Source organism: Pseudarthrobacter sp. GQ63 (genome assembly GCF_059758765.1).
On the sequence record NZ_JCAXEF010000005.1, the window covers coordinates 20,982 to 39,384 of the forward strand.

General features: G+C 67.4%; 17 protein-coding genes. 12 read left to right on the top strand and 5 right to left on the bottom strand.

The window, feature by feature from the left end:
• Positions 1 to 5 precede the first annotated feature (5 nt).
• Positions 6 to 677 carry a PAS and ANTAR domain-containing protein gene (locus tag AC6CHP_RS10685; RefSeq protein WP_188726989.1) on the bottom strand — a complete coding sequence of 224 codons (672 nt, stop codon included), beginning with the start codon at positions 675 to 677 and terminating at the stop codon, positions 6 to 8.
• A 288-nt stretch (positions 678 to 965) separates the two neighbouring features.
• Here AC6CHP_RS10685 and AC6CHP_RS10690 point away from each other — a divergent pair, with 288 nt between their 5' ends.
• From AC6CHP_RS10690 to AC6CHP_RS10705, 4 genes are all read left to right on the top strand, one after another.
• Positions 966 to 1,301 carry a heavy-metal-associated domain-containing protein gene (locus tag AC6CHP_RS10690; protein ID WP_188726986.1) on the top strand — a complete coding sequence of 112 codons (336 nt, stop codon included), beginning with the start codon at positions 966 to 968 and terminating at the stop codon, positions 1,299 to 1,301.
• 54 nt (positions 1,302 to 1,355) lie between these two features.
• A complete protein-coding gene (locus tag AC6CHP_RS10695) occupies positions 1,356 to 3,485 on the top strand; it encodes a heavy metal translocating P-type ATPase (RefSeq protein ID WP_498229753.1) in 2,130 nt (709 codons plus the stop codon).
• Between the two features lie 122 nt (positions 3,486 to 3,607).
• On the top strand, positions 3,608 to 4,093 hold the full coding sequence (locus AC6CHP_RS10700; RefSeq protein WP_188726982.1) for a hypothetical protein: 486 nt from the start codon (positions 3,608 to 3,610) through the stop codon (positions 4,091 to 4,093).
• A gap of 73 nt (positions 4,094 to 4,166) precedes the next feature.
• Positions 4,167 to 4,787 (top strand): DUF305 domain-containing protein, encoded by a 621-nt coding sequence (locus AC6CHP_RS10705; RefSeq protein ID WP_188726980.1) that lies wholly within the window; start codon positions 4,167 to 4,169, stop codon positions 4,785 to 4,787.
• 193 nt (positions 4,788 to 4,980) lie between these two features.
• On the opposite strand, the gene AC6CHP_RS10710 is transcribed toward AC6CHP_RS10705, so the two are convergent.
• Positions 4,981 to 6,249, bottom strand: coding sequence for an FAD-dependent oxidoreductase (locus tag AC6CHP_RS10710; RefSeq protein WP_498229756.1), 1,269 nt, complete (start codon positions 6,247 to 6,249; stop codon positions 4,981 to 4,983).
• Positions 6,250 to 6,482: 233 nt separating this feature from the next.
• Between AC6CHP_RS10710 and AC6CHP_RS10715 the strand changes: the two genes are divergently transcribed.
• From AC6CHP_RS10715 to AC6CHP_RS10740, 6 genes are all read left to right on the top strand, one after another.
• The gene (locus AC6CHP_RS10715) at positions 6,483 to 7,121 is read left to right on the top strand and encodes an arsenate reductase/protein-tyrosine-phosphatase family protein (protein ID WP_188726976.1); all 639 of its coding nucleotides are present in this window, start codon (positions 6,483 to 6,485) and stop codon (positions 7,119 to 7,121) included.
• Positions 7,122 to 7,220: 99 nt separating this feature from the next.
• Entirely contained in the window at positions 7,221 to 8,375 is a 1,155-nt protein-coding gene (locus tag AC6CHP_RS10720) for an LCP family protein (RefSeq protein WP_498229758.1), read from the top strand.
• A 36-nt stretch (positions 8,376 to 8,411) separates the two neighbouring features.
• Positions 8,412 to 9,611, top strand: a complete 1,200-nt coding sequence (locus tag AC6CHP_RS10725; protein ID WP_377194219.1) for an LCP family protein — start codon at positions 8,412 to 8,414, stop codon at positions 9,609 to 9,611.
• 197 nt (positions 9,612 to 9,808) lie between these two features.
• Positions 9,809 to 11,512, top strand: coding sequence for an alkaline phosphatase D family protein (locus AC6CHP_RS10730; protein WP_498229760.1), 1,704 nt, complete (start codon positions 9,809 to 9,811; stop codon positions 11,510 to 11,512).
• 110 nt (positions 11,513 to 11,622) lie between these two features.
• Positions 11,623 to 12,399, top strand: coding sequence for a histidine phosphatase family protein (locus AC6CHP_RS10735; protein WP_498229762.1), 777 nt, complete (start codon positions 11,623 to 11,625; stop codon positions 12,397 to 12,399).
• Positions 12,383 to 13,309 (top strand): NAD(P)H-hydrate dehydratase, encoded by a 927-nt coding sequence (locus tag AC6CHP_RS10740; RefSeq protein ID WP_498229764.1) that lies wholly within the window; start codon positions 12,383 to 12,385, stop codon positions 13,307 to 13,309. Before AC6CHP_RS10735 ends, AC6CHP_RS10740 begins: the two co-directional genes overlap by 17 nt.
• Before the next feature lie 190 nt (positions 13,310 to 13,499).
• Here AC6CHP_RS10740 and AC6CHP_RS10745 read toward each other — a convergent pair whose 3' ends face one another.
• Positions 13,500 to 13,922, bottom strand: coding sequence for an Hsp20/alpha crystallin family protein (locus tag AC6CHP_RS10745; protein ID WP_104184606.1), 423 nt, complete (start codon positions 13,920 to 13,922; stop codon positions 13,500 to 13,502).
• Between the two features lie 242 nt (positions 13,923 to 14,164).
• On the bottom strand, positions 14,165 to 14,356 hold the full coding sequence (locus AC6CHP_RS10750) for a hypothetical protein (protein ID WP_104184607.1): 192 nt from the start codon (positions 14,354 to 14,356) through the stop codon (positions 14,165 to 14,167).
• Between the two features lie 213 nt (positions 14,357 to 14,569).
• Here AC6CHP_RS10750 and AC6CHP_RS10755 point away from each other — a divergent pair, with 213 nt between their 5' ends.
• Positions 14,570 to 16,801 carry a S9 family peptidase gene (locus tag AC6CHP_RS10755; RefSeq protein WP_498229767.1) on the top strand — a complete coding sequence of 744 codons (2,232 nt, stop codon included), beginning with the start codon at positions 14,570 to 14,572 and terminating at the stop codon, positions 16,799 to 16,801.
• Positions 16,802 to 16,891: 90 nt separating this feature from the next.
• On the opposite strand, the gene AC6CHP_RS10760 is transcribed toward AC6CHP_RS10755, so the two are convergent.
• A complete protein-coding gene (locus AC6CHP_RS10760) occupies positions 16,892 to 17,344 on the bottom strand; it encodes an SRPBCC family protein (RefSeq protein ID WP_377194231.1) in 453 nt (150 codons plus the stop codon).
• A 284-nt stretch (positions 17,345 to 17,628) separates the two neighbouring features.
• Between AC6CHP_RS10760 and AC6CHP_RS10765 the strand changes: the two genes are divergently transcribed.
• Positions 17,629 to 18,402 carry a peptidoglycan-binding protein gene (locus AC6CHP_RS10765; RefSeq protein WP_498229973.1) on the top strand — a complete coding sequence of 258 codons (774 nt, stop codon included), beginning with the start codon at positions 17,629 to 17,631 and terminating at the stop codon, positions 18,400 to 18,402.
• Position 18,403 lies beyond the last annotated feature (1 nt).

Sequence of the window (18,403 nt, forward strand, 5' to 3'; positions counted from 1 at the left end):
TGACCCTAGACAGCCCGTTTCCGCTGCGCCGCATTCCCCCGGCCGTCCATTTCGATGGCCTTGACAGCCGCCTCGAGGTACTTCCGCGACTCCGCCGAGTTGGCCAGCTGCACCAGCTCGGCGGCCACCACCACCAGCTTGACGTTGCGGTGGCTGCTGGTGCTCACCAGCATCTGGAATGCGTCGTCAGACCCCATTTTCAGCTGGCCCATGAGGATGCCGCGGGCCTGGTCGATGACAGTCCTGGTGGAGGTGGCTCCAATGACCGCGTCACGGGCGGTCTGCTCGGTTTCGCGCTGGAGCGTTGAGGTGAGGTCGATCATGACGCCTTCCAGGGCAGTGACCCTCCCGCCCTCTACGAGCGCGTCACCGGTTGTCAGGACCCGCCGGGTCCGGCCCTGCGCATCGATGATGCGGTGGTACATGCAGAAATAGCCGCCGGTCCGGACGACCTGCGCCACAATTTCCTCGCACTTGGGCCTGTCCTCAGGATGCTTGTGGGAGAAGAGCAACTCCAGGGTGGGCACCACCTCGCCCCGCTGGTATCCGTGCAGCTGGAACATGGCCTCCGACCAGTGGAGCCTCCCCGTGGCGACGTCCGCGTGGAACGTTCCGGCAACGCACTGGTTGTCCCCCAGCGCGCTGGAATAGGTATAAGGGCCGGTCAGCTCTGACACAGGGCCACCTCCATGTAGCGTCCAACACGTCCCCGGCCGTTGGCACAGTCCGCACTTATTCCATTATGGCCGGGCAAGGCCCCGGGCGTAAGGGACCATGGCCCCTTCCGAAGCGCCGGTGCCCTCCGGGTGGCAGCAACGCTTGACGCATATACCCCCTAGGGGTATATTCAAGGTGTTGTCAGTGAAGTGGTATGTCCAGGCCGGTGCCCCGCACCGCCGTCACAGCCGTTCAACCCCAGCGCCTGCCCAGCAAGGAATCGTCCTTCACCAAGGAATGGAACTGACATGTTTGATAGTGAGAACCGCACCGCGCTCCCTCTGGCCTCCAGCGCCGGCTGCAGCTGCTGCTCCCCCGCAGGCCACGCGCAGAAGGCGCCGGCCGCCGTCGTACATTCCGACGCCGCTGCCCCCTCCCAGCGAACCTTCTCCGTCGAGGGCCTCACCTGCGGGCACTGCGTCCGGACGGTGGAGAAGGCCGTCTCCGCCCTTGACGGCGTCGAGTCGGCCTCCGTTGACCTGGTAGCCGGCGGCCGTTCCGGCCTGACCGTTGCCGGCTCCGTTTCAGACGCGGCGGTCCGCCAGGCCGTCACCTCGGCCGGGTACTCCCTGGCTGCCAACTGATTTTCCGCAACGGGGCTGTTGCCCCGGGTTGCGGCGCCCTCCAAGGAGGATCCGATGCAGGACCACCAGCACCACCATCACGACGACGACCGCCCCTCACGCGGCACCCTCACCGAACCGGCGGCTGCTTCAGGCAGCGGCCACGGCCACGGCCACGCCGCGCGCCCTGACGACGATCATGCCGTCCACACGCACGGGCAGCACGCCGGACACAGCACGGCCATGTTCAAGAACAGGTTCTGGCTGACGCTGGCCCTGTCCATCCCCGTGGTCTACTTCAGCCCCATGGTGGGGCACATCCTGGGCTACATGGCCCCCATGTTCCCCGGGTCCACCTGGATCCCACCCGTCCTGGGCACGGTGATCTTCCTCTACGGCGGCCAGCCATTCCTCAAGGGCGGCCTGCAGGAGCTGAAGGACCGCCGGCCGGGCATGATGCTGCTGATCGCCATGGCCATCACCGTTGCATTCGCCGCGTCCTGGGTCACCAGCCTGGGCCTGGGCGGCTTCGACCTGGACTTCTGGTGGGAGCTCGCGCTGCTGGTGGCCATCATGCTTTTGGGCCACTGGATCGAGATGCGGGCCCTGGGTTCGGCGCAGGGGGCCCTTGATGCCCTCGCCGCGCTGCTGCCGGATGAAGCCGAACGCATCACGGACACCGGCACCGAAACCGTTCCCGTCTCCGAACTCCAGCAAGGCGACCTGGTCCTGGTCCGTTCCGGCGCCCGGATGCCCGCGGACGGAACGGTGGTGGAGGGGCAGGCGGAAGTCGACGAGTCGATGATCACCGGCGAATCCAAAACCGTGCCCCGCGGCCCGGGCGACACCGTGGTGGCTGGAACCGTCGCCACGGACACCAGCGTCCGCGTCCGGGTGACGGCCGTGGGCGACGACACCGCCCTGGCCGGCATCCAGCGGCTGGTGGCCGAGGCACAGTCGTCCTCCTCCCGGGCCCAGGCCCTGGCCGACCGCGCCGCAGCCTTCCTGTTCTACTTTGCCGCCGGCGCGGGTGTCCTCACCTTCATCGCCTGGACCCTGCTGGGCAGCATCCCGGAGGCCGTCACCCGCACCGTGACCGTCCTGGTCATCGCCTGCCCCCACGCCCTGGGCCTGGCCATCCCGCTGGTCATCGCCATCTCCACCGAGCAGGCGGCCCGGGCCGGGGTGCTGATCAAGAACCGGATGGCGCTGGAACGCATGCGCACCATCGACGTGGTCCTTTTCGACAAGACCGGCACGCTCACCACGGGCGCACCCGAACTGAAGGACGTGGCCGCCGCCGAGGGAGTGGACGCTGATGAGCTGCTGGCCCTGGCCGCCGCGGTTGAGTCGGACAGCGAGCACCCGGTGGCCCGTGCCATCGTCCGCGCGGCCCGGGAACGCAACCTCACCCTTCCTGCCGCCAGCGGCTCCACCTCCCTGACCGGCCGGGGCGTGCGGGCCTCGGTGGACGGACGCACCGTGCACGTGGGCGGGCCCGCGCTCCTGCGCGAGCTGGGCGCCGTCGAACCTTCCGCCCTGGCCCGGTCCACCCGGGCATGGATGGACCGCGGCGCTGCCGTCCTGCACGTGATTGACGACGACGGCCGCGTGCTGGGGGCGGTCAGCCTGGAGGACGCGGTGCGGGCTGAGTCGCGCCAGGCCGTTGCGGCCCTGCAGAACCGCGGGGTGAAGGTTGGCATGATCACCGGCGACGCCCGGCAGGTGGCCCAGGCCGTGGCCGAGGACCTGAACATCGACGAGGTGTTCGCCGAAGTGCTGCCCGCAGACAAGGACAAGAAGGTTGCCGAACTGCAGGCCCGCGGCCTGAAGGTGGCCATGGTGGGCGACGGCGTCAACGATTCGCCGGCGCTGGCCCGCGCCGAGGTGGGCATCGCCATCGGGGCCGGCACGGACGTGGCCATGGAGTCCGCCGGGGTGGTGCTGGCCGGAAACGATCCGCGCGCCGTGCTGTCCATGGTGGACCTCTCCCGGGCGAGCTACCGCAAGATGTGGCAGAACCTGGTGTGGGCCACCGGCTACAACGTCCTGGCCGTGCCGCTGGCCGCCGGTGTCCTGGCGTTCGCCGGGGTGGTGCTCTCGCCGGCTGCCGGAGCCGTCCTGATGTCCGTGTCCACCATTGTGGTGGCCCTGAACGCCCAGCTGCTGCGGCGGGTGAAACTCAACCCGTCCGAGGTACGTTGAAGGTACTGAACCCGGTCCGATCCGTCCCAGCCTGACCAATCCAGTACAGCCTGACCAATCCAGTCCAGCCCCGCCGGACCCAACCCAGTCCCGGCCCGTCCACTGAAGGAGGAGGAACCAGCATGACGGCACGCGCCAGCGTCCTGCCGGCAGCCCTCCTCCGCGCGGGGCTGCTGGCTGTGGTTATGGCCGTCGTGGCCGGAATTTTCGGCATGCACGTCATGACCGCGGACCATTCCTCGCACGCGGCCCACGCGGACGTCGCCCTTGGTGCCGGGGACTCCGCCGTCGGGCATTCTCCCGGTGGGCACTCCGCGGCGGAACACGCCGCCGTCGGACATTCCCATGCTGGACACGCAGCGACCCTGACGGATGCGGTAGGCGCGGCCTTCACCGCCTCCGAATCCTGCAGCGCGGGGTGCCCGGATGTGCGGGAAGAAGGCGCGTCGTGCACCCCGCTGGCGAAGACCGGATCGCTCGCGGCCGTCCCTCCCCCGGCAAGCCCCACCGCACTACTGGCACCGGTTTTTGGCACCCACAGGGCCGCCGGTTACTCCTTCGTCCCGCCAAGCCCGACGCCCTGCGACCTGTCCATCAGCCGAACGTAAACGTACTGCGCCGCGTGGCCTCCCACGCCTCCACAGGCCCAGTTCACCTACTTTCCTGAAGGACCATCACACAATGAACAGCAAGATCAAAGCCCTGTCCGTCGCCGCTGCGCTGGCAGCCTCGCTTGGCCTGGCCGGGTGCGCCACCGATGCCGGAAGTTCCGGCGGAAGCACCATGCCCATGAACCACGGGAGCTCAGGCCCCGCGTCCAGCATGATGCCCGATGCCAGTGCCGGCCATAACCCGGCGGACATCGCCTTTTCCCAGATGATGATCCCGCACCACGCGCAGGCCGTGGAGATGAGCGACATGATCCTGGCGAAACCGGACATGCCCGCGGACGTCACCGCCCTGGCCACCAAGATCAAGGACGCGCAGGCGCCGGAGATCGAAACGATGACCGGGTGGCTCGAGGACTGGAACGTGCCCACCATGATGTCTGACCACTCCGGGCACGGCATGACCGGCATGGTTGATTCTGAGGGCATGGAGAAGCTCAAGGATGCCCAGGGAACGGACGCCGTCCGGCTCTTCCTGGAGCACATGATCGGACACCATGAAGGCGCGATCGACATGGCGCAGCAGGAAATCGCCGCCGGCAAGCACCCCGAGAGCATCCAGCTGGCCCGCGACATCGCCACGTCCCAGGAAGCGGAGATCGCGGAGATGAAGGAGATGCTGGCCGGGCTCTAACCCTCCCCCACGACGCTCTCTCACTTAATACCCCAAATCGGCCAACGCTCTCTCACCTAACGCACCAAATCGGCCAACGCTCTCTCACCTAACGCACCAAATCGGCCAACGCTCTATCACCTAACGCACCAAATCGGCCGACGCTCTATCACTTCCCCAACGAACTTGAGAGAGCGTCCGCCTGGAAAGGGCGTTAAGTGAGAGAGCGTTCGCCCGGCCAGCGGCGTCTGGATCGCCTGGATCCAGCCGCCGCCGGCTTCACATGTTCGGGGCGGATTCCGACGCCGATAAACCGTGCGGTGAAGCGGCGCAGCAGCGGTGAGGCGATCCCGATCAGCACAACCACCCAGCGCGGGGCGAAGCTGTGGCCCGTGGCTGCCCTGGAGATGGCCTTGTGCCCGTTGCGCTGTATCAACTGCATGACTTTCACCGGCATCTCGCGGCGCCGCTGCACGGCCGCGAGCTTCTCCACCGGGGCCGCTCCGGCAGCCAGGTCAGCAGAGATAGCGTTGAACAGCGCCACGGCGTCCTGGATGGCGAAGTTCACGCCGACGCCGAACACCGGAGACATTGCGTGGGCGGCATCGCCGATCGCCATGAGTCCGGGCCGGTACCAGCGCCGGAGCCGGTTGATCTGGACGGAGAGGAGTTTGACCTGCTCCCAGTCCTGCAGGGTGCCAACCACCGGTTGCAGCACAGGGGCCGCGCGAGTGAGCCGTTCACGGAGTGCGCCCAGCCCTGCAGCCCGGAGATCATCGAGTCCGCCTTTCTGGATGGCCATGCCCGACTGGTACCTGTCGCCCCGGTCAAGGGTGAGGACCATCCCGCGGGATGAGATATACCCGAGGGTCACGGGCGGCGGCGAGGGCGGTTTGGGAAGGTTGAACCACAGCACGTCGATGGGCACGCCGAACTCATCCGGAACCAGCCCTGCCGCCGAGCGCAGCACGGACGCCCGCCCGTCCGCGGCCACGGTCAGCGTCGCACGGATCTCGCGTCCGCCGTCGGGCGTTTCAACCCGCACTCCGCGCACGTGGTCCTGCTCCATGATCAGTCCGGTGGCCTCCGTGTCCATGAGCAGCTCGAAGGTGGGGAAAGCTGCCGCCTCGCGGGCCAGGAAGTTCAGGAAGTCCCACTGCGGGGCCAGGACCAGGAAGTTGTCGGGGGCCCGGAGGGTGCGGAAGTCGGCCATGGTGATGCGCTGCCCTTCCACAACGGCGTCCAGGGTGGGCAAGCGGGTCAGGGGCAGCTGCAGGAATTTCTCCCGCAGCCCGAGCTCGCCGAGCAGGGTGACAGTGGAAGGATGCACGGTGTCCCCGCGGAAGTCGCGCAGGAAGTCCGCGTGCTTCTCCAGCACCGTGACTTTCAGGCCGGCGCCCGCGAGCAGGTAGCCGAGCACCATGCCGGCCGGGCCGCCTCCGGCAATCACGCAGTCGCGTTCCAGCTGTTCCTGTGGACTCATCGTGCCACTCCTCCGCATCGGTGCCTGCTTCCATGGTGGTCGCAGTGCCCCTGGATTGGTAGTCGTGGCGGTGCCGCTGCGTCAAGTGAGAGAGCGTCCCGGGAAAAGCTGCGTCAAGTGAGAGAGCGTCCCGGGAAAAGCTGCGTCAAGTGAGAGAGCGTGTAGGTGTTGCGTGTTAAGTTGAAACGTGCGGGCCGGACGGTCCGCGCACCGGCTGGAAAGAGAAAATCCCCTTGGACACATCCGCACCAGTACGAATCCTTACCGTCTGTACCGGCAACATCTGCCGCTCTCCGGTGGCCGAGAGGCTGCTGCAGGCAGGCCTCGACCAGGCGGTGCCGGGCGGTTTCGTGGTCACCAGCGCGGGGACGCGCGCCATGGTGGGCGAGCCCATGCAGCCCATCTCAGCGGACATCGTGCGCACCTTCGGCGGGGACCCGGACAACTTCGCGGCCCGCCAGCTGACCCCGGCGATCCTGCGCGGCGTGGACCTGGTGCTCACCATGACCACCGGACACCGCGGCGAAGTGCTCCAGCTGGACGCCTCTCTCCTCAAGCGCACCTTCACCATCCGCGAGTTCGCCCGCATGCTCGACGTCCTTGACCAGCGCGCTGCAGCATCGGACGGGGGCGCGCCTCCTGCAGGAGCGGCCGACGACGGCGACCGGCTGGCTGCCAACACCGCCTTCTGGAAGAGCCTGGCAGCGAGGGCTGCGGGGGTCCGGCACTTGTCCCTGCCTCCCAACGCAGGGGACAACGACATCATCGACCCCTACCGGCGGTCACCCGAGGTGTACCGGCAGATGGAGGACGAGCTGGCTCCGGCCATCGTCTCCATCCTCCGCCACGCGCGCCTGAACGTTCCCGCCTGAGCCGGCCTCCGGCGTCGTCATTTAACCTGTGGTTTTCTCTGCGGTTTTTCTGCGGATTCCCCCGATGTAATGAATTTTTGCCAGTGCTAATTTTCCCAAATGGGCATCCAGCTGCACGATCCAAGCACCCAGCCGGCCGACGCACCCGAGCCGGCCAAACGCGGCAGGCGCCACCGGTTGCGGACCATCCTGCTGGTGCTCCTGGCCGTGGCAATCATCGTTCCTGCCTCCCTCGGCGCCTACCTGTACAGCCTGGGACAGATCTACGAGTCCGAGATCACCACCATCGACTCTCCCTGGCCGGCGGAATCCCTCCGGCCCCAGCGCCAGCCGGCGGAAGCGGCGGCGGGAGAGCCAGCACCCGGTGAAGGCGGCGGACCGGCCGGAAGCCAGACCGGCACCGGCACAGCGGAGGGCACCCAGAACGCCGTGGCCGACGGCATGCTGAACATCCTGGTGATGGGCAGCGACAGCCGCGGCGCCACCACGGAAGAGGCATTGTCCGGCGGCAACTCCAACCAGCGCGCGGACACCCTCATGCTGGTCCACGTCCCCGCAGACAGGTCGAAGATCTTCACCGTCTCCCTGATGCGGGACCTGTGGGTGGACATCCCGGGCAACGGCCAAGCCAAGATCAATGCAGCCCTCGCGTACGGCGGGGTCCCGCTGATGGTGCAGACGGTGGAATCCCTGTTCAACCAGCGGATCGACCATGTGGCCATGATCGACTTCGAAGGGTTCGTAGGCATGACCGACGCCCTGGGCGGTGTGGAAGTCAACGTCACCCAGCCGTTCGTCTCGCCGCACAGCAGCAAGAAGTACGCCAAGGGGCCCACGGTCCTGGACGGCAAGGGAGCCCTGGACTTCGTCCGCGAACGGTATGCCTATGCCGACGGCGACTACCAGCGGGTGCGCAACCAGCAGGCCTTCCTGCAGGCACTGCTAGCGAAGAACCTCAGCCGGGACACGCTCCTCAATCCCGTGAAGATCCACAACGTCATCAGCGCCATGGCACCCTTCGTCAGCGCGGACAGCGGCCTGAACGCCGGAACGCTGGCACGGCTGGGGCTGGAACTCCGGAACGTCCGCTCCGACGACATGGAGATGTTCACCCTCCCAACACTCGGAACGGGAACGTCGGCGGACGGCCAGTCCATCGTGATCCCGGACCGCAACGCCATTGCGGGGCTCTCGCGGGCCCTGGCAGATGACAGTTTGGACAAGTTTGTAGCCAGCAGGGGCCTTGCGGGCTGACACTGATCCCACCTACCCACAACGAGGTGAGACATCGTGAGCACGCCTGGCGGTCCTGATTCATCCGGTTCCTCCGGTCCCGGTTCGTCCGGGCCTGGTTCGTCCGGGTCCGGTTCGTCCGGGTCCGGAGGTACCGGCCCAACCGATCCCCCCGCGTCCGGTCCGCACGGCGGCAGCTGGGTGGCCCACGGCCGCCGGCGCTGGATCGCGGCGCTGCTGGCGCTCGCCCTGGTGGCTGTAGCCATCGTCGCCGTCTTCAGCCTCAACCGTCCCGCCCCCGAGGCCCAGCCCGCCGCAACGCAAAGCGAAGCGCCGTCCCCGTCGCCGTCTGAGACACCGTCCCCCTCGGAAACCCCTTCTGAGGCACCTCCGCCTGCCCCCGCTCCCCCGCCGCCTCCGGAGCCCATTCCGGAGCTGCCGCCCGCGCCCATGAACGTGCTGGTCATCGGCAGTGACATACGCGGCAACGCGAAGGACGCGGCGGCGCACACGGCAGCAACCGGCGAAGCGATGGACCAGCGCTCGGACGCCCTGATGCTCGTCCACGTCCCGGCCGACCGCAGGACCCTGTACATCGTGTCCATCAACAGGGATACCTGGGTGGACATTCCGGGCTTCGGCGGGGCGAAGATCAACGCCGGCCTGCAGTACGGCGGCATCGACATGACCACCCAGACGGTGCAGCAGCTGTTCGGAATCACCATCGACCACACCCTGATGCTGGACTTCGGCGGCCTCAAGGTCCTGGTGGACGGACTGGGCGGGATCGACGTCAACGTCCCCATTCCCTTCCAGTCCACCCACGACACCGGCCACGTCTTCGGCCCCGGAGTCAACCACCTTGACGGACAGGCGGCCCTCGAGTTTTCCCGCGAGCGGTACGCCTTCGCAGACGGCGACTTCCAGCGGGTCCGCAACCAGCAGATCCTGCTCAAGGCCGTCCTGGCCCGGCTGACCACAGGTGGCGGCCTGAATGATGTCAACGCCGTCCGCGGGCTGGTGGACTTCGCTTCCTGCTGCCTCACCGTGAACAAGGGTTTCGACCCGGTCCAGGCCGCCATCCTGGCCTACAGCCTGCGGAACCTGGACGCCAACGCCATCGGCACCATGACCCTGCCAACCGCCGGATCCGGGTTCGTGGCCGGCCAGTCCGTGCTGTTTCCGGATTACGGCGCCATCAACGCCGTGGGGGCAGCGCTGCGGGAGGGCCGGATCGGCGAGTTCGCCGTTCCGTAAAGGATGTGTGGGCGGCAGGGGCTATGCCTCCCGCCCGATGAACGGCCCGGCCCCGCAGGAACGGTGCTGGGCAGCACCGTTCCTGCGGCCCAGGGCCGTCCATGCCGGAGGTGTGTTCCCGGGTGTTCAAGCACCCGGCACCCCGTGTTCATCCGGGGGCCAGAGTCCGTGCGCCCCGCGGCGGCAGCCTGAGAAGCATGACTTCCACTTCACCGGCCGACGTACCGCGCCGCACCATCGTCAAGGGATCCGTCCTCGCCGCCGCACTGGCCGCCGTGCCCGCCGCAGCGCAGGCCGGCACCGTCCAGGCTGCCCCGCGCCAGGCCCCCGCCGGCGTCGCGCTGGTCCGGAACCGGCTCACCCTGCCCAGCGGCATCGCCACCGGAGACGTCACGTCGGACTCGGCGGTGCTGTGGTCGCGCGCGTCGGGGTCCGGGCGGATGACGGCAATCCTGCGGGCCGTTGACGACGGCGGCGAACTGCTGCGCGGCCGCGGCGCCTTCGAGCGCGTCATGCGGGGACCCCGTGCCACCCAGGCGTCCGACTTCACCGCCAAGATCCACGCCGGCAACCTGCCGTCCAACACCCGCTTCGCGCTGGACATCAGCTTCGAGGACGACGGCGGCGCGGCCGGTGAGAGCGTGCGCGGCACCTTCCGCACGGCTCCGGATGCCGGGACGTACAACGGCCGGGGCCGCACTGGCGGGACAGGCAACGGAGGCGACGCGCCGTCGTCGTCCGCCCAAAGCTTTGTGTGGACTGGCGACACTGCCGGCCAGGGCTGGGGCATCAACGAGGAGATCGGCGGCATGCGCGGCTACCGGGCCATGCACCAGACCCGGCCGGACTTCTTTATCCACTCCGGCGACACCGTGTACGCGGACGGTCCGCTGGCCGAAACCGTGGTGGAGAAGGACGGGCAGGTGTGGCGGAACCTGGTCACCGAGGAGGTGTCCAAAGTAGCCGAAACCCTCACCGAGTTCCGCGGCCGGCACCGGTACAACTCGATGGACGCCAATATGCGCGCCATGTTCGCCGACGTCCCGGTGATCGCCAACTGGGACGACCACGAGACCACCAACAACTGGTACCCCGGCGAGATCCTGGACGATCCCCGCTACACCGTCCGCGACGTCAACACCCTCGCCGCCCGCGGCCGCCAGGCATGGCAGGAGAACATGCCCATCGCCGATTCCGCAGCGCTCTGGCGGCCGGGAACGTTCGACGACGCCGGCCAGTACCAGCCCGCCCGCATCTACCGGAAAATCAGCCGCGGCCCGCAGCTGGACATCTTCTGCCTGGACATGCGCACCTTCAAGTCACCCAACACGGACGGCAAGGAGGCCTACTCAACGAACGTTTTGGGCCAGGAGCAGGTGGACTGGCTGATCCGCGAGGTCTCAAAGTCGAAGGCGACGTGGAAGGTGATCGCTGCGGACCTGCCGCTGGGGATCATTGTGCCCGACGGCGCCGTGAACCAGGAAAGCCTGGCCAACCGTGATCCCGGCGCTCCTTTGGGCCGCGAGCTCGAGATTGCCGGGGTGCTGAGCGCCTTCAAGCGGAACCGGGTGAAGAACGTTGTGTGGCTGACCGCCGACGTGCACTACTGCGCCGCGCACCACTACTCCCCCGAGCGGGCGGCGTTCACCGACTTCGACCCGTTCTGGGAGTTCGTAGCCGGGCCCATCGCCGCGGGGTCTTTCGGCCCGAACGCCATGGACGGCACGTTCGGCCCCGAGGTGGTGTTCTCGAAGGCCGGGCGCTTCCCCGGGGAGTCACCGCGCGACGGCGAGAACCAGTTCTTCGGGCACGTCCAGCTGGAGTCCGACACCTTCACGGTGAGCCTGCGGAACGCCAACGGTGCCACGGTGTTCTCAAAGGTGCTGACGCCGGAGCGGTAGGCCCCGCACTGCCCGGCCAGCCGCCGTCGTCCGTTATTTTCCCTGTCCTGTGGGTACGCCGCTGGTAGTGTTCCTGCATTCGGCAAGGCACGCGGACGGGGTGATTCTTTGTGAAGGACGACGGACTGACAGAGGCTGTGCAGGAAGCCGGGGCGGTGGAACTGCTGCTGATCCGCCACGGTGAAAGCGAAGGGAACGTGGCTGCCACCGATGCGCGGATGGCAGGGGCGGAAGTTATTGCCGTGCCTGCCCGGGACGCCGACGTCAACCTTTCGGGCACCGGCCAGGAACAGGCCAAGGCTCTGGGCGCGGCTCTGGCCCGCATTGCCGAGCAATTCCGGCCGGACGCCGTGGTCTCCTCCCCCTACGCGCGGGCATTCCAGACGGCCGAGATCGCGGTGGAGGCTGCGGGCTGGCCTGTTAAGGTCCAGCTGGACGAGCGGCTGCGGGACCGCGAACTGGGCATCCTGGACAGGTTGACCCGGCTCGGCGTGGAGAAGCGCTACCCGGAGGAGGCCGAACGCCGCGAGTGGCTGGGCAAGATGTACTACAGGCCGCCAGGCGGTGAATCCTGGGCGGACGTGGCCCTCCGGCTGCGTTCCGTCCTGGACGAACTGAACAACCTCGGCAGCGGGCACCGGGTGATGCTGGTGTGCCACGACGCCCTGATCATGCTGTTCCGGTACGTGCTGGAGGGGATGACCGAGAAGGAGCTCCTGGACCTGGCGGCCAGCACCTCGGTACTGAATGCCTCCATCACCCGCTTCGTGCGGCCCGCCGGCGAGGGCCCGTGGACGCTGGAGAGCTTCAACGTGGCCGACCACCTGGCCGAACACGGCGTCACCGTCACCGAACACGGAGGGGATTCCAGTGTCCACCCCCAGTGATTCCGCCGCGCCAACCCTCGTGACACCGTCGCTGCTGCGCGACTGGCCGCTGCCGGCGCCCGGGGAGGACAAGTATTCGCGCGGCTCGGTCCTGGTGATCGGCGGCGCACGGGCAACGCCGGGGGCGGCGCTGCTCGCCGGCGCGGCCGCACTGCGCGCCGGAGCCGGGAAGCTCTCCCTGGCAGTGGCGGAATCCGTGGCCGTGCAGGTGGGCGTGACGCTGCCCGAGTGCGGGGCCATGGGGCTGCCCGAAACCTCCAGCGGGTCCGTCACGGGTGAGGGGCTGGACCTGATTTCGTCGTACCTGGACAGCGCTGACGCCATCCTGGTCGGCCCGGGCCTGGACGATCCGGACCTCGCCGAGGACCTGCTCCGGGCCCTCGTGGAGCGGGAGGCTGCCGCTGGGGAGAAGAACGACGGCGGAGGTCCCGCCGTCGTTCTCGATGCCTTCGCTTTGGGTGCTTTGGTGAACGTTCAGGACCGGTGTGACCCGTGGAAGGGCCGCCTGATCCTCACGCCCAACCCCAAGGAGGCGGAGATCCTGCTGGGCCGGGACCTGAAGGACCTGCCGGCGGATGTCGCGGAAATCGCCGACAGGTACCAGGCCGTGGTGAGCTGCCAGGGGCTCATAGCCCGCCCATCCGGCCCGGACGCCCCAGAGGAATCGGAGCTGTGGAAAATCACCACCGGTTACGGCGGGCTGGGCACATCCGGCAGCGGGGATGTCCTGGCTGGGGCGATCGCCGGCCTCCGGGCCCGGGGAACCACGGGACCGCAGGCGGCCTGCTGGGGAACACACCTCCATGCAGCTGCCGCGGACCGGCTGGCCAGCAGGCTGGGACCCCTGGGATTCCTGGCCCGCGAACTGGCCGACGAACTGCCCGCCCTGATGCTCGAGCTCAACACCTGATTCGGGGCCTCGACCGGGCCTAGGACTCCGGGCATGGGACGACCCCCGGCCGAAACCGGGGGCCACCGTATCGGGAAGTTCAGGCGCAACCTGCCGATGCGCGGGAAGCGCTGTGGCGTGCTCAGAATGGCCATCCGCCCTGAAGAGGCAGTACACAATCAGTGCCCGACGTCCCGATCCTGTGTTGAAACTAGGCGGCGATTTCCTGCTTTGCCCCCTTCGTCTCAATTTCGATCTTCCGCGGCTTGGCCTTTTCGGCGACAGGAATCCGCAGTGTCAGGACACCGGCGTCGTACGTAGCCTTCACATTTTCAGCATCCAGGGTGTCCCCGAGGATCAGCTGGCGGCTAAACACGCCGCGCGGCCGCTCGGAGGCGATCAGCTCGGTGTCCTTGCCCGCAGGATCAGGCCGCTCGGCCTTGACCGTGAGGACGTTCCGTTCCACATCCAGATCCACTGAATCCACATCGACGCCGGGCAGATCAAAGGCGACTACAAATTCCTGGTCCTCACGCCATGCGTCCATCGGCATAGCTGCCGGACGCGCTGCGGTGCCGAGGACCTGCTGGGCCAGCCTGTCCAGCTCGCGGAACGGATCGGTTCGCATCAACATGGCTTCCCTCCTCGTAAGAGACGGTCCAACACTTTTTACTATCAGCCAATCTGTATTGGCTGATACAGATTTTTTATCACTGGCGAGGCAGGTCCGCAAGCGTCTCACGGAAGATTTTTTGGACTTTTTTGGGTGTAGGAAGGCGCGTCTGAAGGCGGGAAAAGGAGCCTTCCACGTGGTGCGGAAGGCCCCTTTTCTGGCTGCTCTTGGGTTGGGATGTGGCTATGTTCGCCGGCGCCGGCTTAGTCCCGGGTGGGGTCCGGCCGCAGGGGTGCGGGACCGGGGTCAGGGACGGGCAGCGGCCCTGGAGGTTCGGGTGCAGGGAAGGGATTGGGGGCCGGCGGCCCGGGGTGCCCGGGGTGGGCCGGATCCGGCTGGGTGGGGCCCGGTTCCGGCGGGAACGGCTCGGGCTCGTGCACTGGCGGGATGGTCATGAACTTCCCCTCTCACGCTGGGCGGATGTGCCTTGGCGTGAACAGGATACGCCTGCCACCTCAAGCCGACCAGCGTCCTCGGGTGAGAGAGCGTCCGGGGAAAACCCGCGTCAAGTGAGAGAGCGTCCGGGGTGGGAGGAGAGGGGTTGGCGGTGTAATCCCCCGGTAGCGAACGGCGGCAAAATTGTCGGGGCGGCTCTATATATTGAAGGCATGACCCAGACCCCGCTGCAGGACTCCGCCGCCACCGCCGTTCCCACCCCGCCGGCGGCCAAGAAGATCCCGTCCGAACGCCTCCACCACGGGGACACCTTCGTGGACAACTACGAGTGGCTGCGGGACAAGGAATCCGCCGAGGTGGTAGCGCACCTGAAGGCCGAGAATGCCTACCAGGAAGCAGTCACCGCCCACCAGGAGCCGCTGCGGGAAGCCATCTTCCAGGAGATCAAGGGCCGCACGCAGGAAACCGACCTCTCCGTACCGCACCGCAAGGACGGCTGGTGGTACTTCAGCCGCTCGGCCGAGGGCAAGGAGTACGGCATCCAGTGCCGGGTCAGGGCCGCGGACACCGGGGACAAGATCGCCGACTGGACCCCTCCCGCGGTGCAGCCCGGCGTCGGGATCCCCGGCGAGGAAGTCCTCCTGGACGGCAACATCGAGGCCGAGGGCAAGCCGTTCTTCTCGGTAGGCGGATCGGCGGTAACGGTAGACGGCAACCTCTACGCCTACGCGGTGGATAACTCGGGAGATGAGCGTTTCACCCTCCGCATCAAGGACCTCCGCACCGGAGGACTGCTGCCTGACGTCATCGAGAACATCTTTTACGGCGTCGCTTTTTCACCGGACGGCACCCGGATTTTCTACACCGTGGTGGACGACTCCTGGCGCCCCTACCAGGTGAAGGCGCACACACTGGGAACGCCCGTGGCCGAGGACGTCGTCATCTACCAGGAGGATGACGCCGCCATGTGGCTAGGCTTCGAGCTTTCCTCCGACCGCCGGTACCTGGTGCTGGGCATCGGATGCTCGGAATACAGCGAGACGCGCCTGCTCCGTTTTGACGACCCCGCCCAGGAACTGACCACCGTCATCTCCCGCAACGACCGGGTGCTCTACGAGGCGGAGCCGTTCCTCCTCACCGGCCCGGACGGCACCGCCAGCGAACGTATTTTGCTCACGCACAACCGCGGGGCCATCAATTCCATGGTGTCCCTGGCGGACCCGGCCGAGCTCGCCAGGCCGCTGTCCGAGCAGGATTGGGTCACCGTCGTCGGGCATTCCGACGACGTCCGCGTCAACGGGGCCGGCGTCACCTCCACGCACCTCATCGTGTCCATCCGCAAGGACACCATCGAACGGGTCCAAGTCATCGGGCTGCATGGGCTGGGTACTCCGGCGCAGGAAGCACCGGTTGAACCCGCCTTCGACGAAGAGCTGTACACCGCGGGCGTGGGCGGCTCGGACTACGAGGCACCCGTGATCCGGCTGGGCTACACGTCCTACTTCACGCCGTCGCGCATCTATGACTTTGTGCTGCCCACCCCCGAGGTGCCGGCAGGGGAACTGCTCCTGCGGAAGGAAAGCCCGGTCCTCGGCGGCTACGACGGCAACGACTATGTGGCCACCCGCGAATGGGCCACCGCATCCGACGGCACCCGGATCCCGCTGTCAGTGCTGCGGCACAAGGCAGTGAAGCAGGATTCGACGGCGGCAGGCCTGGTGTACGGCTACGGCTCCTACGAGATGAGCATGGACCCGGGCTTCGGCATTGCGCGGCTCTCGCTGCTGGACCGCGGCGTGGTGTTCGTGATCGCCCACATCCGCGGCGGCGGGGAGCTTGGCCGGCACTGGTACGAGAACGGCAAGAAGCTCACCAAGAAGAACACGTTCACCGACTTCGTGGACGCCACCGACTGGCTGGCAGCCTCGGGCTGGGTGGACCCGGCACGGATCGCTGCCCTGGGCGGTTCGGCCGGGGGCCTGCTGATGGGTGCCGTGGCGAACATGGCACCGGAGAAGTACGCCGCCATCGTGGCCCAGGTGCCGTTCGTGGACCCGCTGACCAGCATCCTGGACCCGGAGCTGCCGCTGTCCGCCCTGGAGTGGGAGGAATGGGGCAACCCCATCACGGATCCCGGTGTCTACGAGTACATGAAGTCCTACTCCCCCTACGAGAACGTGCGCCCGGCCGCCTACCCGAAGATTGCCGCCGTCACGTCCTTCAACGACACCCGGGTCCTTTATGTTGAGCCGGCGAAGTGGGTGCAGGAGTTGCGGAACAAGACCACCGGAACCGAGCCGATCGTCATGAAAATCGAAATGGACGGCGGACACGGGGGCGCCTCCGGCCGGTACGTGCAGTGGCGCGAGCGCGCCTGGGACTACGCGTTCATCGCCGATTCCCTTGGGGCCACGAAGCTGCTCCCGGGTGCCGGCCTGAAGTAGGCCGGGCGTACGCCATCGATTGCTCCAATACTGCCGTTTAGAGCCCTGTGAACGGCGTTTTCGGAGCAATCGATGGGGAAATCTGGCAGCTCAGGTCTGTGGATGCTCCACCAGCCACTCCGCTAGGGTTTCGAGGTTGGCGCGGACGGTGCGGCCCTGGGCCCGTTCAACGAGCGGGTCGGCCAGCTTGCCGAACACGCCGCCCAGTCCTGTGGCAGCGTCGATCCGCTGGGTGAGGCGGGTGCCGCCGTCGGCCGGCTCAAGGGTAAAGGTGATGGTGAAATCCAGCTTGCCCTCGACCGAACGGGACACCATGCGCCGGGGAGGATCGAACTCGGTAACCTCGACGGTCCAGTCGAACTGCCTGCCCATCACTTTGCTGGTGCCCCGCCCGCGGGTTCCGACGCCCAGAGGGCCGTCCCCCACCTGCTCCGAGGACGTGACGGAGGAATCGAAGACCGCGACGTTCTGGAACTTCGACACGAAGTCAAAGACCTCCTGCGGCGGCCGGGCAACAACAACACTTTCTTCTACAACAGGCATGGGAGCCTCCTTCACAGGGCACCTGATGCCGGCTCGGCTCTGCCGGCACGATAGGCAGGCACAGCGCCAGAGTGGACCTTCGGCAGGCCGGTGTCAATGCCCTGCCGGAAGGGCCGGCACCGCCTGCGAATGAAGCCGCGCGCGTGCGGTCCCACAGGCCTGACCAGCGGTAACGCTCATGACGCCTCCAGTACCCATAAATGCTAATCAGGCTTACTATTGTCTGGCTGGCTGCCCGCTGGGGGCAGGACAACCAGCGCCGCATGTGGAGGTTTTGCGTGAGCATGGAACAGGAAATGCGTCCCCTGACCGACGACGAACTGATGTCAGAGCAGGCAACGGCCCTGCCGGACAAGGAAGTTGCCTCTGTCCTGGACCTGAATGCCGACCTGGACCTGGGCATCGACGCGGCAGCGCCCATCGACCTTGCTGTGGCAGCGAACGCCAACGTCGCAGCACCGATTGACGCTGCAGCCTCCGCCAACATTCTTTCCTACGGCTCGGACGCCCAGGCACTCGCCGATCAGGGCGTCGTTATTGAGCAGGGCATCGTGGCGGATGCGAATGCCGAGTCCACCCAGGACAGCACCATCGACCAGGGCAATGACACGGTGGACGGCGGAACCCCGGAGAACACCGGCGCGGGCACGGTGGACGGCGGAACCCCGGTTGCGGGAACCACCACAGGAACGGCCGACGGCGGCGCCCTCCTCCCCGATGGCACCCTTCCGGACGGAACACTCCCCGACGGCACCCTGCCCGATGGAACCCTGCCCGATGTCGGCGCGGTGCCTGTGGATCCCGCAGCGGCACTGGACGGCGACCTGCTCAACGTCAACGTGGACCTTGCTGCGGACGCGGACATTGCGGCGCCGATCAACGGTGCCGTGGCCGCCAATGCGAACGTCGCGGCCCCGATCGACGCGGCTGTGGCCGCGAACATCGGTTCCATCGACAGCCAGGCCTACGCTGTGGCCGAGCAGGATGCCATCATCAGCCAGCACATTGAGGGCCAGGCCAACGCCTATGCCGACCAGCAGTCCAACCTCGAGCAGTAAG